This is a genomic window from Streptomyces sp. NPDC052682, from assembly GCF_040678435.1.
In the GTDB taxonomy this organism is placed as follows: Bacteria; Actinomycetota; Actinomycetes; order Streptomycetales; family Streptomycetaceae; genus Streptomyces.
On the sequence record NZ_JBFATS010000020.1, the window covers coordinates 1 to 14,109 of the forward strand.

Here is a 14,109-nt window from a genome sequence, read left to right on the forward strand (position 1 = left end):
AAACGCCCGGTTACATTCCGAACCCGGAAGCTAAGCCTTACAGCGCCGATGGTACTGCAGGGGGGACCCTGTGGGAGAGTAGGACGCCGCCGAACTCCTCTTAGAGCTCTGGCTCTTGGGCACACCGCCCGAGAGCCAGAGCTTTTTTGCGTTGAGGTAAGGTCAGGGAGCATCGTTGGTACGTATCCCACAGGAGGCCCCCGGGTGGAGGTCCAGGAGACTCGTGTCCAGACGGACCGTGTCCTCACCATCCCGAACATCCTCAGCATGGCGCGGCTCGTCGGGGTGCCGCTCTTCCTGTGGTTGATCCTCAGGCCCGAGTTCGGCGGCCCCAAGAGCGACGGCTGGGCGCTGCTGGTCCTGGCGTTCAGCGGCGTCAGCGACTACCTGGACGGCAAGCTCGCCCGGCGCTGGAACCAGATCAGCAGCCTCGGCCGGCTCCTGGACCCCGCGGCCGACCGGCTCTACATTCTCTCGACTCTGGTCGGCCTCACCTGGCGCGAGATCCTGCCCATCTGGTTGACGGCCGTACTACTGGCGCGAGAGCTGGTACTGCTGGTGATGGTGGGCATTCTCCGGCGCCACGGGTATCCGCCGCCGCAGGTCAACTTCCTGGGGAAGGCGGCCACCTTCAACTTGATGTATGCCTTCCCCCTGCTGCTGCTCAGTGACGGAAGTAGCTGGATCTCGTCACTCGCTGCTATTTTCGGATGGGCGTTCGCCGGATGGGGTACAACGCTGTACTGGTGGGCAGGAGTCCTCTATGTGGTCCAAGTCCGCCGCCTGGTCCGTGCGGACGCCATGGCCGATTGAACTCGCTGATTGTGCGGCCGTAACGGCCCGATGGCCCGTGCTGGAAAAGTGCGGGACAATCTCGGCGTGTGAAGTCGGTCAGACCGTCGTCTCTTAGAGGAGGACGCTTCCGACATGAAGGCCGTCGTGATGGCCGGAGGCGAAGGCACACGCCTTCGTCCCATGACCTCGAGCATGCCCAAGCCGCTCCTGCCCGTGGCGAACCGCCCGATCATGGAGCACGTGCTGCGGCTGCTCAAAAGGCATGGGCTCAATGAAACAGTCGTCACTGTGCAGTTCCTTGCGTCGCTCGTCAAGAACTACTTCGGTGACGGTGAAGAGCTCGGAATGGAGCTCACCTATGCCAACGAGGAGAAGCCACTCGGTACCGCCGGAAGCGTCAAGAACGCCGAAGAGGCGTTGAAGGACGATGCCTTCCTCGTCATCTCCGGTGATGCCCTGACCGACTTCGACCTCACTGAGCTGATCAACTTCCACAAGGAAAAGGGCGCGCTGGTCACCGTCTGTCTGACGCGTGTGCCCAATCCGCTGGAGTTCGGCATCACCATCGTGGACGAGGAAGGCAAGGTCGAGCGGTTCCTCGAGAAGCCGACCTGGGGGCAGGTGTTCTCGGACACCGTCAACACCGGCATCTACGTGATGGAGCCCGAGGTCTTCGACTACGTCGAGCCCGATGTGCCCGTCGACTGGTCCGGTGACGTCTTCCCGCAGCTGATGAAGGAAGGCAAGCCGATCTACGGCTATGTCGCCGAGGGCTACTGGGAGGACGTCGGCACCCACGAGAGCTATGTGAAGGCCCAGGCCGACGTCCTCGAGGGCAAGGTCGACGTCGAGATCGACGGCTTCGAGATCTCCCCGGGTGTCTGGGTGGCGGAGGGCGCCGAAGTACACCCCGACGCCGTTCTCCGTGGCCCCGTCTACATCGGCGACTACGCCAAGGTGGAGGCCGGCGCCGAGATCCGGGAGCACACGGTTGTCGGGTCCAACGTGGTCGTGAAGAGCGGCGCCTTCCTGCACAAGGCCGTCGTCCACGACAACGTCTACGTCGGGCCTCACAGCAATCTGCGCGGCTGCGTCGTCGGAAAGAACACCGACATCATGCGCGCGGCCCGGATCGAGGACGGCGCGGTCATCGGTGACGAATGCCTGATCGGTGAAGAATCGATCGTGCAGGGCAATGTGCGGGTGTACCCGTTCAAGACGATCGAGGCCGGTGCCTTCGTCAACACGTCGGTCATCTGGGAATCCCGGGGGCAGGCGCATCTTTTCGGTGCCCGCGGTGTGTCCGGCATCCTCAACGTGGAGATCACACCGGAGCTCGCGGTGCGTCTCGCCGGCGCCTACGCGACGACCCTCAAGAAGGGCTCGACCGTCACGACGGCCCGTGACCACTCGCGTGGTGCGCGCGCGCTGAAGCGTGCGGTCATCTCGGCGCTGCAGGCCAGCGCGATCGACGTCCGGGACCTGGAGAACGTACCGCTGCCCGTGGCGCGGCAGCAGACCGCGCGGGGCAGTGCCGGCGGCATCATGATCCGGACCACGCCCGGGGTGCCGGACTCCGTGGACATCATGTTCTTCGACGGGCAGGGCGCCGACCTGTCGCAGGCCAGCCAGCGCAAGCTGGACCGGGTGTTCGCGCGGCAGGAGTACCGGCGCGCGTTCCCGGGTGAGATCGGTGACCTGCACTTCCCGGCCAGTGTCTTCGACTCGTACACCGGGTCGCTGCTGCGCAACGTCGACACGACAGGGATCGCCGAGTCCGGGCTGAAGGTCGTCGTGGACGCGTCCAACGGCAGTGCCGGCCTCGTGCTGCCGAGCCTGCTCGGCAAGCTCGGCGTCGACTCGCTGACCATCAACCCCGGTCTCGACGAGTCCAGGCCCACCGAGACGGCCGACATGCGGCGGTCGGGGCTGATGCGGCTCGGTGAGATCGTGGCGTCGTCGGGGGCCGCCTTCGGCGTGCGGTTCGACCCCGTCGGTGAGCGGATCTCCCTGGTCGACGAGAAGGGCCGGATCATCGAGGACGACCGGGCGCTGCTCGTCATGCTCGACCTGGTGGCGGCGGAGCGGCGCAGCGGCCGGGTCGCCCTGCCGGTGACCACGACGCGGATCGCCGAGCAGGTCGCGGCGTACCACGGCACCCAGGTCGAGTGGACGACCACCTCTCCCGACGACCTCACGCGGGTCGGCGGCGAGGAAGGGACGATCTTCGGCGGCGACGGCAAGGGCGGCTTCATCGTCCCCGAGTTCAGCAGCGTCTACGACGGCACCGCGGCCTTCGTACGGCTCATCGGGCTGGTGGCGCGTACGCAGCTCACGCTCAGCCAGATCGACGCGCGGATCCCGCGTGCGCACGTCCTCAAGCGGGACCTGGCGACTCCGTGGGCCGTCAAGGGCCTGGTCATGCGGCGGGTCGTCGAGGCGGCCGGAGACCGCCACGTGGACACCACCGACGGTGTGCGTGTGGTCGAGGCCGACGGGCGCTGGGTGATGGTGCTGCCCGACCCGGCCGAAGCGGTCACCCATCTGTGGGCCGAGGGGCCGGACGACGCCTCCGCGCAGGCCCTGCTCGACGAGTGGGCGGCGGTCGTGGACAGCGCGGGTCGGTAAAACGCGCAGCACGCGTGCGTGCCGGACAAGTGTCCCCAAGGGGGCCTGTCCGGCACGCCGGTGGGGCCGTTCGGCGGTACTCGGCGCGACGTGCGACGATGTGCGGCATGCCGCAGCAACCCCCCGTTCGGAGCACTCCTGCGCGGCCCCCGCGCCCGGATGCGTCCATGTCGTTGCTCACCAACGTCATGGACCACAGCCTCGACGACGGATACGCCGAGGCGGCGGCCCGGAAGAAGGCCGCGGGTGAGGGCGGCCTGCCGAAGACCCTCAGGGCGAAGCTGGGTTTCGCCGCCGGGCTGGTGCTCGCCGGCCTCGTCGTGACCGTCGGAGCGGCACAGGCGCGGGTCGCGGCCCCCACCGTGGCCAAGGAGCGCCAGGAGCTGATCGACCGCATCGACCGGCAGACCGAGACCGCCGACAAACTGGAGGGCAGCGTCGACAAGCTGCGCGAGGACGTGGGTGCGCGGCAGCGTGAGGCGCTGGAGCAGAGCGGCGGCAGCGAGCGGTTCGAGCTGATGGGCATCCTGTCGGGTGCCGCAGCGGTCCACGGGCCTGGTGTGAAGCTCGTGGTGAACGACGCCAAGGAGGCCGGTACCGGCGCAGGCGGCGACCCGCGCGACGCGTCCGGGTTCTCCGACACCGGCCGGGTGCGGGACCGCGACATGCAGCGTGTGGTGAACGGGCTGTGGGAGTCGGGCGCCGAGGCGATCTCCATCAACGGGCAGCGGCTGACGGCCCTGTCCGCGATCCGGGCGGCCGGCGACGCGATACTGGTGGACAACAGGCCGCTGGTGCCGCCGTACACGGTGCTCGCGGTGGGGGACGGCGAGCGGCTCAGCACCAGGTTCCAGGACAGTGCCGACGGGCTGTATCTGCATGCCCTCCAGGAGAACTACGGCATCCGCACCGGCATCTCCGTGGAGGACGACCTCCAGTTGCCCGCGGCACCGAGTGTGATCGTGCGGACCGCACAGCCGAAGACCGACAAGCACAGCACCGAGAAGAACTGAGAAGGGCACCATCGTGATCGCCGTACTGGGCCTTGTCCTGGGAGTCGTGGCCGGACTGTTGGTCCGGCCCGAGGTTCCGGCGGCCGTCGAGCCTTACCTGCCCATCGCTGTCGTGGCGGCGCTCGACGCCGTCTTCGGCGGTCTGCGGGCCATGCTCGACGGCATCTTCGACGACAAGGTCTTCGTGGTGTCGTTCCTGTCGAACGTCGTCGTGGCCGCGCTGATCGTGTTCCTGGGCGACAAGCTGGGCGTGGGCGCGCAGCTGTCCACCGGTGTGGTGGTCGTGCTCGGCATCCGCATCTTCTCCAACGCCGCGGCCATCCGCCGCCACGTGTTCCGGGCGTGAGGCCGATGAGCGAGCACGACGAGCGACCCGGACAACGGGACGACGAGAAGCCGGAGCCCGCGAACAGGCTGCGCAAGGAACTGCCCGAAGAGGCGCCCGCGCCGCCGCCCGCGGCGGCGAGCCCGGAGCAGGAGCCCGAGCCGGGGCCGACCGGCCGGCAGCGGCTGATGAAGGGGCTGTGGCCGCCGCGCTTCACGCGGGCCCAACTCATCGTCGCAGTGCTGTTGTTCGGCCTCGGGTTCGGGCTGGCGGTCCAGGTCGCCTCGAACAGCGACAGCGACAGCGCGCTGCGCGGAGCACGGCAGGAAGATCTTGTCCGCATCCTCGATGAACTGGACGACCGTACGCAGCGTCTTGAAGACGAGAAGCAGGGCCTCGAAAAGCAGCGCGACGAGCTGGAGAACAGCTCCGACCAGGCCGAGGAGGCCCGTAAGCAGACGGTCGAGAAGGAGAGGCAGCTCGGCATCCTGGCGGGCACGGTGGCCGCGCAGGGGCCCGGCATCACGATGACGATCCAGGACACGAAGGGGACGGTCGAGGCGGACATGTTGCTCGACGCGGTCCAGGAGCTGCGCGCGGCGGGCGCGGAGGCGATCCAGGTGAACGGGGTACGGGTCGTCGCCAACACCTATCTGTCGGACGCCGGCAATGGTGTGAGCGTCGACGGGAACAAGATCAAAGCGCCCTATCGTTTCAAGGTCATCGGCAAACCGCAGGACCTCGAGCCGGCGCTCAACATCCCCGGAGGCGTGGTGCAGACTCTCGAGAAGGAACAGGCCACCGTCGCTGTGGAGCGGTCGAACAAGATCGTTGTGGACGCCTTGCGAGCGGCGAAGCGGCCTGACTACGCTCGGTCGTCCTCCCGGTGAACCGGGGGTGCATGGGGCTCATCAGGCAAGGGCATGAGGTTGCGGGGGGTCGGCGCACCGATTGGGTGGTGCGTGGTGGAAACTGTCTGGTGGAGACGGACGTTGTGAGGATGTCCGGGTCGGCCAGAGTGTTCAGTCAGGGTTCGTCCTGCCCCACGGGCGGGTCTGTTTCGGTCAAGGGGAATCGCCCGTGAAGTTGTTTGCGAAGTGGTTCGGCAAGAGCGCGCGAGAGGGCAGCGACAACGCGACCGCTCGTCATCGCGCACAGCCTGAGGCGGAAGGCCAGCGTCCGCTGTTCCGGGACCAGGTGCCCGGTGCCGCGGCCGGCCAGGGCGCGTCGTCGGTTGACCCTGCGCAGTCCGGCGGCATAGGTTTCGGACAGCCGTCGACCTCAGGTGCGGGTGGAGGATTCTCGTCCGGCCCGTACGCCAACGCCCCGGCGGGGCAGTCGCCGCAGGAGGATTCATCCATGTCGGCCCTGGTGTGTACGAGGTGCGGTAACCGCAACGGGGAGAACAGCCGCTTCTGCTCGAACTGCGGCGCGCCGCTGCGGCCCGGGGTCGCGCCCGAGCGTTCGTCCGAGACGACCTCCACGATCTCGATCTCGGGCCTGGAGGCCTACGACGGGGAAACCACCGGCCAGACCCCTCTGCCGATGCTGTCTCCCGAGGCCCAGGCCGCGGTGGAGGCGCTGCCGCAGGGCTCCGCGCTGCTGGTGGTGCGCCGCGGGCCCAACGCGGGCAGCCGCTTCCTGCTGGACAGCGACCTGACCACGGCCGGGCGCCATCCGCAGAGCGACATCTTCCTGGACGACGTGACGGTCTCGCGGCGCCACGTGGAGTTCCGTCGCAGCCCGGACGGCTCGTTCACGGTGGCCGACGTCGGCAGCCTGAACGGCACCTACGTCAACCGGGAGCGGATCGACCAGGTCGCCCTGAACAACGGCGACGAGGTGCAGATCGGCAAGTACCGGCTGGTCTTCTACGCGAGCCAGCGGGGCTACTGACCCGCCCCCGGACACCGTCCGGGGGGACCCCCAGGGAAGGTCCATGCTGCGAACACCGAGCGGCGGTGCCGGGCACGGTACCGCCGCCACGGACAGTGGGCTGATGAGCATCGGCACGGTGCTGAACGTGCTGCGCGACGAGTTCCCCGACATCACGATCTCCAAGATCCGTTTCCTGGAGTCGGAGGGCCTCGTCGAGCCGCAGCGGACCCCCTCCGGGTACCGCAAGTTCAGCGCCGAGGACGTCGAGCGCCTCGGCCTCGTCCTGAGGATGCAGCGGGACCACTATCTGCCGCTCAAGGTGATCCGCGAGCACCTGGAGGCGAGGGAGCGCGGCGAGGCCGTGCAGCTGCCGTCCCTGGGGCGTCAGCGGGACGGCGAGGCCGAGCCGGAGCCGCTGGAGGGGCCCACAGCGGCGCGGATCGGGCGGGCCGAGCTGCTCGCCGCCGCCGGCATCGACGAGCAGGACCTGAAGGAGTGGGAGTCGTACGGGCTCATCGCTCCGCTGGAGGACGGGGCCTACGACGCCGAGGCGGTCACCGTGGCCTCGCTCGTGGCCGAGCTGGGGCGCTTCGGGATCGAGCCGCGGCATCTGCGGGTGATGAAGGCCGCAGCCGACCGGGAGGCCGGGCTGGTGGACCAGGTCGTCGCTCCGCTGAAGCGTCACAGGAATCCGCAGACCAGAGCGCATGCCGAAGCCCGTACGAAGGAGCTGGCGGGGCTGGCCGTGAGATTGCACGCGGCGCTCGTGCAGATCGCTCTGGGAGTGCGGCTGCCCTGAACCGGGGCGGACCGGCGGGCCGGATCGGTCGCCTGTCGTCTGCTCGACTACCCAAACATCCCGAGCACCGCCTAGGGTTGCTGTGTGAACGAGCTCGATGTCGTAGGTGTCCGGGTCGAAATGCCCTCCAACCAACCGATCGTGCTGCTGCGTGAAGTGGGAGGCGACCGTTACCTTCCCATCTGGATCGGACCGGGGGAGGCGACGGCGATCGCCTTCGCCCAGCAGGGCATGGCTCCCGCACGGCCGCTGACCCACGACCTGTTCAAGGACGTGCTGGAGGCCGTCGGCCAGGAGCTCACGGAAGTGCGCATCACGGACCTGCGTGAGGGCGTCTTCTACGCGGAGCTGGTGTTCGCGAGCGGAGTCGAGGTGAGCGCCCGCCCGTCCGACGCCATAGCGCTCGCCCTGCGCACCGGGACGCCCATCTACGGCAGCGACACGGTGCTCGACGACGCCGGTATCGCGATCCCGGACGAGCAGGAGGACGAGGTGGAGAAGTTCCGCGAGTTCCTCGACCAGATCTCGCCGGAGGACTTCGGCACCAGCAGTCAGTGAGCCTCCGGTGCGGTGGCCGGCGACGGCACCCAGGAGTCGGTGAGGTGGGTGGGCGGCCCGGCGGACGAAGCGGTCCGTGGGGGGCCGCCCACGGCGTGTGCGCAGGTCCTTCGCGTGCCGCGGAAGGCGACATGCCCGCATGTGCCAGTGGCCTGTGAGAGCCTCACACGGTCCGTGCCGAGGGCATTCGGCTAGCCTTTCCCCGCGGTGGGGCACGGGAAACCACTCTCAGGGTGATTATCACTCGGCGTGCCGAGTGTGGCGGTCGTTGACGCACCCCTGGTGGCTGCCTACCGTCGAGAAGGCAGGTCAAGGACGGAGGTCGGCGTGAGAAGCAGCGGCGACGGTACGGCTGGGGGTGCCCCCGGACGCAGTCTCGGGGTGAACGGCCCGTACCCTCCCACCAGCTCTCGGCTCCGCTCGAGCAGGGGGTATCCCCAGCACATCAGCGCGGCCGACCACCCGCCCCAGCGGCCGACGGCCGTGCCGAGCAGCGGAGGGACGACGTCCATGGCGTCCGAGCAGATCGGCTATCGCGGCCCCACGGCCTGCGCCGCCGCGGGGATCACCTACCGGCAGTTGGACTACTGGGCCCGCACCGGGCTCGTCGAGCCGAGCGTGCGGCCCGCCTACGGGTCCGGGACGCAGCGGCTGTACAGCTTCCGGGACGTCGTCGTCCTGAAGATCGTCAAGCGGTTCCTGGACACCGGGGTGTCGCTGCAGAACATCCGCACCGCGGTGCAGCACCTGAGGGAACGCGGTTTCCGTGACCTGGAGCGCATGACGCTGATGAGCGACGGCGCCACGGTCTACGAGTGCACGTCGCCCGACGAGGTCCACGCCCTGCTCCAGGGCGGTCAGGGGATCTTCGGGATCGCCGTCGGCGTGGTGTGGCGTGACGTCGAGAACGCGCTTTCCCAGCTGCACGGCGAGCGGGTCGACACGGGGGAGACCCTGGTCGGCCACAACCCGGCGGACGAGCTCGCGCGGCGGCGCAACCGGGCCGTCTGAGCCGTCGCCGGCCCGGGGCCGTGACCCAGAGCCGGGAGGGGCCGTGCCCCCCGGCCGTTGTCAGTGGCGTGAGGCAGCATCGGAGATGTGAGAACCGCGCCCACGATCCTGCATCTCGACATGGATGCCTTCTTCGCCTCGGTGGAGCAGGCGTCCAAGCCGAGCCTGCGCGGGAAGGCCGTGATCGTCGGCGGACTCGGCCCGCGCGGGGTGGTGGCCACGGCGTCGTACGAGGCCCGGGTGTTCGGCGTGCACTCCGCGATGCCCATGGCGCAGGCCCGGCGGCTCGCTCCGAACGCCGCGTACCTGGTGCCCAGGTTCGCGTTCTACCGGTCGATCAGCGAGCAGGTGATGGAGCTGCTGCGCGCCTTGTCGCCCCTGGTGGAGCCGCTCAGCCTGGACGAGGCGTTCGTGGATCTGGAGGCCGGCGCGGCGGCCTGGGACGAGCGGTCGGCACGGCTGGCCGGGGCGAAGCTGCGCGCGGACATCCGGGCCGTCACCGGGCTCACGGGGTCGGTGGGCCTGGCCGCCTCCAAGATGCTCGCGAAGATTGCCTCCGAGCAGGCCAAGCCGGACGGACTGGTGCTGATCGAGCCGGGGACCGAGCGGGCACTGCTCGAGCCGATGCCGGTGCGGACGCTGCCGGGCGTCGGCCCGGCCACCGGTGACCATCTGCGGCGCGCCGGGATCCACACCGTCGGTGAACTCGCCGAGGCGGGCGAGGACGAGCTCGTGCGCCTGCTGGGCAAGGCGCACGGGCACGCGCTGTACGCCATGGCGCTGGCACGGGACGACCGGCCCGTGGTGGCCGAGCGGGAGGCGAAGTCGGTGTCGGTGGAGGACACCTACGACGTGGACATCCATGACCGGGTGCGCGTCGGGCTGGAGGTGCAGCGGCTCGCCGACCGGTGTGTGCGGCGGCTGCGCGGGGCCGGGCTGTCGGGGCGGACGATCGTACTGAAGGTGCGGCGGTACGACTTCTCCACGCTGACCCGGTCGGAGACGCTGCGGGGGCCCACGGACGATCCGGCGGTGATCCGGGAGGCGGCGGCCCGGCTGCTGGGCTCCGTCGACACGACAGGCGGCGTGCGGCTGCTCGGCGTCGGGGTCAGCGGGCTCGCCGACTACACGCAGGAGGACCTCTTCGCGCAGGCGGCGGGGGAGCGTCCTCAGGCCCCGGTGGAGGAGCCGGAAGCCGTGCCCGCCCACGAGCAGCAGGCGCCTGTGGAGCGGCGCTGGCCGGCCGGGCACGACGTACGGCACGCCGTGTACGGGCACGGGTGGGTGCAGGGCAGTGGTCTCGGGCGGGTCACCGTGCGGTTCGAGACGCCCGACTCGGAGCCGGGGCGGGTGCGGACCTTCCGTGTGGACGACCCTCAGCTGGAGCCGGCGGATCCGTTGCCGCTGGTGGCGCGAAGACCCGGGCAGGGTTCTCAGGCCGGTGTCTCGTCCGTGTCGGCCAGTGTGCCGAAGCGGTGGTCGGCCGGCGGGGGAGGGGCTGCCACGTCGAGGCCGTAGTGGTGGTACAGCTGGAGTTCCTGCTCGGGGGAGAGGTGGCGGCCGACGCCGAAGTCGGGGGCCTCCTTGATCAGGGCGCGGTCGAAGGGGACGTGGAGGGCGCCGTCGATCAGCTCGCTCGGCTCCAGGGGGACGAAGGCGTCCCTGCTGAACAGGCCGGTGCGTATGGCCGCCCACTCGGGGACGCCGGTGGCGTCGTCGAGGTAGACCTCGTCGATCGTGCCGATCCTGGTGCCGTTGCGGTCGAACGCCTTGCGGCCGATCAGGTTGCGTGGGTCGATGTCGGTACGCACGGGCCCTCCACATGGTCGCAAACATCCGTAAGCACTACACAACGGCACAATCGAGGACCCGGCCACTCGAAGGTCCCGGCGTTGACCCCGCTGGTAGGCTGGCAGACGGCTGCTGACCCCGTGCGGGAGAGTCCTCCAGACACCATCGGAGGCGCCGAAGGAGCAAATCCTCCCCGGAATCTCTCAGGCCCACGTACCGCACGGACGAGGTCACTCTGGAAAGCAGAGCGGGTGTCGACGGCTTCCGCTCTCACCGACGGTGAAAGCCGGAGGCCTTCGGGCGATCCGGTGAAGCTCTCAGGTCGAGATGACAGAGGGGGAGGCCGTCGGGGCACCCGTGCCGTGGTGCCCCTCGAAGGTCGCGTCAGACCAGGAGGCCTCCGCAATGACCGCCCATCGCACCCCGCTCTCCGAGCTCGAGCAGGGAATCCCCTTCGAACAGCGCCACATCGGGCCCGACCAGGAGGCGCGGGCCAAGATGCTCGCGCAGGTCGGCTACGGCTCGCTCGACGAGCTCACCGCCGCCGCGGTCCCGGACGTGATCAAGAACGCGGACCGGCTGGACCTGCCGGGCGCGCGCAGCGAGGCCGAGGTGCTCGCCGAGCTGCGGTCGCTGGCCGACCGCAACCAGGTCCTCACCTCGATGATCGGCCTCGGGTACTACGGGACCTTCACCCCGCCCGTGATCCTGCGCAACGTCATGGAGAATCCCGCCTGGTACACCGCCTACACGCCGTACCAGCCGGAGATCTCGCAGGGGCGGCTCGAGGCGCTGCTGAACTTCCAGACCATGGTCGCCGACCTGACCGGGCTGCCGACCTCCGGTGCCTCGCTGCTCGACGAGGGCACCGCGGCCGCCGAGGCCATGGCGCTGTCGCGGCGCATGGGCCGGAACAAGAAGGGGCTGTTCCTGGTCGACGCGGACGCGCTCCCGCAGACCATCGCCGTGATCCAGACCCGTGCCGAACCGACCGGGGTCGAGGTCGTCGTCGCCGACCTCGGCGACGGCATCCCGGCCGAGGTCGCCGAGCGGGAGATCAACGGCGTGCTGATCCAGTACCCCGGTGCCTCCGGTGCCGTACGGGACATCAAGCCGGTGATCGACCAGGCGCACGAGCTGGGCGCGCTCGTCACCGTCGCCGCCGACCTGCTCGCGCTGACGCTGCTGAAGTCGCCGGGTGAGCTGGGGGCCGACATCGCGGTCGGGACGACGCAGCGGTTCGGTGTGCCGATGGGGTTCGGCGGGCCGCACGCCGGCTACATGGCGGTGCACGAGAAGTTCGCGCGCAGCCTGCCGGGGCGGCTGGTGGGCGTGTCGGTGGACGCCGACGGGCACAAGGCCTACCGGCTCGCGCTGCAGACGCGTGAGCAGCACATCCGCCGTGAGAAGGCGACCAGCAACATCTGCACCGCGCAGGTGCTGCTCGCCGTCATGGCGGGGATGTACGCCGTCTACCACGGGCCGGAGGGCCTGAAGGGCATCGCGCGCCGGACCCACCGGTACGCCACCGTCCTCGCCGCCGGGCTGGCGGCGGGCGGTGTGGAGGTCGTGCACCGGGCCTTCTTCGACACCCTCACCGTGCGCGTGGCGGGACGGGCCGGCGAGGTCGTCGCCGCGGCGCGGGAGAACGGGGTCAACCTGCGGCTCGTCGACGCCGACCACGTCTCGATCGCCTGCGACGAGACCACCGGCCGGGCCCAGCTGCGGGCCGTGTGGAACGCGTTCGGGGTCGAGGGCGACATCGACCAGCTGGACGCGGCGGCGCAGGACACGCTGCCGGGGGCTCTGCTGCGCAGTGACGCGATCCTGACGCACCCCGTCTTCCACCAGCACCGCTCCGAGACCGCGATGCTGCGCTACCTGCGCCGGCTGGCCGACCGCGACTACGCGCTGGACCGGGGCATGATCCCGCTGGGCTCGTGCACCATGAAGCTCAACGCGACGACCGAGATGGAGCCGGTCACCTGGCCCGAGTTCGGGCAGCTGCACCCGTTTGCGCCCGGCGAGCAGGCGCAGGGGTACCTCACGCTCATCCGCGAGCTGGAGGAACGTCTCGCCGAGGTCACCGGGTACGACAAGGTGTCCCTCCAGCCCAACGCCGGGTCGCAGGGCGAGCTGGCCGGGCTGCTCGCCGTACGCGGGTACCACCGGGCCAACGGGGACGAGCAGCGCACCGTGTGCCTGATCCCGTCCTCCGCGCACGGCACGAACGCCGCCAGCGCCGCGATGGCGGGCATGAGGGTCGTCGTCGTGAAGACCGCCGAGGACGGCGAGATCGACGTGGACGACCTGCGGGCGAAGATCGAGCAGTACGGCGACGAGCTCGCGGTACTGATGATCACCTACCCGTCCACCCACGGTGTGTTCGAGGAGCACGTCTCCGAGATCTGCGCGCAGGTGCACGAGGCCGGCGGACAGGTCTACGTCGACGGGGCGAACCTCAACGCCCTGGTGGGGCTCGCCAAGCCGGGGCACTTCGGCGGTGACGTCTCCCACCTGAACCTGCACAAGACCTTCTGCATCCCGCACGGCGGCGGCGGCCCGGGCGTCGGGCCGGTGGCGGTGCGCGAGCACCTCGCGCCGTACCTGCCGAACCACCCGCTGCAGCCCGAGGCCGGGCCTGAGACGGGCGTGGGGCCGATCTCGGCCGCGCCGTGGGGGTCGGCGGGCATCCTGCCCATCTCGTGGGCGTACGTCCGTCTGATGGGCGGCGAGGGGCTCCGGCGGGCCACGCAGGTGGCGGTGCTGAGCGCCAACTACATCGCCAAGCGGCTGGAGCCGCACTACCCGGTCCTCTACACCGGTCCCGGCGGGCTGGTGGCACACGAGTGCATCATCGACCTGCGCCCGATCACCAAGGCGACCGGTGTGACCGTGGACGACGTCGCCAAGCGGCTGATCGACTACGGGTTCCACGCGCCGACGATGTCGTTCCCGGTGGCGGGGACGCTGATGATCGAGCCGACCGAGTCGGAGGACCTGACCGAGCTGGACCGGTTCTGCGAGGCGATGATCGCCATCCGCGCGGAGATCGAGAAGGTCGGCTCCGGCCAGTGGCCCGCGGACGACAACCCGCTGCGCAACGCCCCGCACACGGCTCGGGTGCTCGGCGGGGAGTGGCAGCACCCGTACAGCCGCGAGGAGGCCGTCTTCCCGGGCGGGGTGTCGGCCGCCGACAAGTACTGGCCGCCGGTGCGCCGGATCGACCAGGCCTTCGGTGACCGGAACCTGGTGTGCTCCTGCCCGCCGCTGGACGCGTACGAGGACTGAGCGGCCGGGCCCGCCGGGGC

12 protein-coding genes, 1 rRNA gene and 1 riboswitch are annotated in these 14,109 nt (G+C 69.8%); of the genes, 12 read left to right on the top strand and 1 reads right to left on the bottom strand.

Annotated elements, in window-relative coordinates; genetic code table 11:
* From rrf to AB0K80_RS27655, 11 genes are all read left to right on the top strand, one after another.
* Positions 1 to 95, top strand: a 5S ribosomal RNA gene (rrf, locus tag AB0K80_RS27605); the annotation flags it as partial.
* Positions 96 to 204: 109 nt separating this feature from the next.
* Positions 205 to 813, top strand: coding sequence for a CDP-alcohol phosphatidyltransferase family protein (locus AB0K80_RS27610; protein ID WP_365674164.1), 609 nt, complete (start codon positions 205 to 207; stop codon positions 811 to 813).
* 114 nt (positions 814 to 927) lie between these two features.
* Complete coding sequence (locus tag AB0K80_RS27615) at positions 928 to 3,423, top strand: mannose-1-phosphate guanyltransferase (protein ID WP_365674166.1); 2,496 nt, start codon at positions 928 to 930, stop codon at positions 3,421 to 3,423.
* Between the two features lie 98 nt (positions 3,424 to 3,521).
* The gene (locus AB0K80_RS27620) at positions 3,522 to 4,436 is read left to right on the top strand and encodes a DUF881 domain-containing protein (RefSeq protein WP_365674168.1); all 915 of its coding nucleotides are present in this window, start codon (positions 3,522 to 3,524) and stop codon (positions 4,434 to 4,436) included.
* A gap of 13 nt (positions 4,437 to 4,449) precedes the next feature.
* Positions 4,450 to 4,782, top strand: a complete 333-nt coding sequence (locus tag AB0K80_RS27625; protein ID WP_029384100.1) for a small basic family protein — start codon at positions 4,450 to 4,452, stop codon at positions 4,780 to 4,782.
* Between the two features lie 5 nt (positions 4,783 to 4,787).
* Positions 4,788 to 5,651: a DUF881 domain-containing protein gene (locus tag AB0K80_RS27630; RefSeq protein WP_365674170.1), complete on the top strand. Its 864-nt coding sequence runs from the start codon at positions 4,788 to 4,790 to the stop codon at positions 5,649 to 5,651.
* Positions 5,652 to 5,712: 61 nt separating this feature from the next.
* Positions 5,713 to 6,657, top strand: coding sequence for an FHA domain-containing protein (locus AB0K80_RS27635; protein ID WP_365674172.1), 945 nt, complete (start codon positions 5,713 to 5,715; stop codon positions 6,655 to 6,657).
* 43 nt (positions 6,658 to 6,700) lie between these two features.
* Positions 6,701 to 7,438, top strand: a complete 738-nt coding sequence (locus AB0K80_RS27640) for a MerR family transcriptional regulator (RefSeq protein ID WP_365674174.1) — start codon at positions 6,701 to 6,703, stop codon at positions 7,436 to 7,438.
* Between the two features lie 84 nt (positions 7,439 to 7,522).
* Positions 7,523 to 7,996, top strand: coding sequence for a bifunctional nuclease family protein (locus tag AB0K80_RS27645; RefSeq protein WP_026253112.1), 474 nt, complete (start codon positions 7,523 to 7,525; stop codon positions 7,994 to 7,996).
* A 327-nt stretch (positions 7,997 to 8,323) separates the two neighbouring features.
* Complete coding sequence (locus AB0K80_RS27650) at positions 8,324 to 9,007, top strand: MerR family transcriptional regulator (protein ID WP_365674176.1); 684 nt, start codon at positions 8,324 to 8,326, stop codon at positions 9,005 to 9,007.
* An 87-nt stretch (positions 9,008 to 9,094) separates the two neighbouring features.
* A complete protein-coding gene (locus AB0K80_RS27655) occupies positions 9,095 to 10,525 on the top strand; it encodes a DNA polymerase IV (protein ID WP_365674177.1) in 1,431 nt (476 codons plus the stop codon).
* Here AB0K80_RS27655 and AB0K80_RS27660 read toward each other — a convergent pair.
* A complete protein-coding gene (locus AB0K80_RS27660) occupies positions 10,441 to 10,818 on the bottom strand; it encodes a PRC-barrel domain-containing protein (protein WP_365674179.1) in 378 nt (125 codons plus the stop codon). The two genes, AB0K80_RS27655 and AB0K80_RS27660, sit on opposite strands and share 85 nt — an antisense overlap.
* 113 nt (positions 10,819 to 10,931) lie before the next feature.
* Positions 10,932 to 11,027, top strand: a riboswitch (glycine riboswitch).
* A 176-nt stretch (positions 11,028 to 11,203) separates the two neighbouring features.
* Between AB0K80_RS27660 and gcvP the strand changes: the two genes are divergently transcribed.
* Positions 11,204 to 14,089, top strand: a complete 2,886-nt coding sequence (gcvP, locus tag AB0K80_RS27665; RefSeq protein WP_365674182.1) for an aminomethyl-transferring glycine dehydrogenase — start codon at positions 11,204 to 11,206, stop codon at positions 14,087 to 14,089.
* Positions 14,090 to 14,109 lie beyond the last annotated feature (20 nt).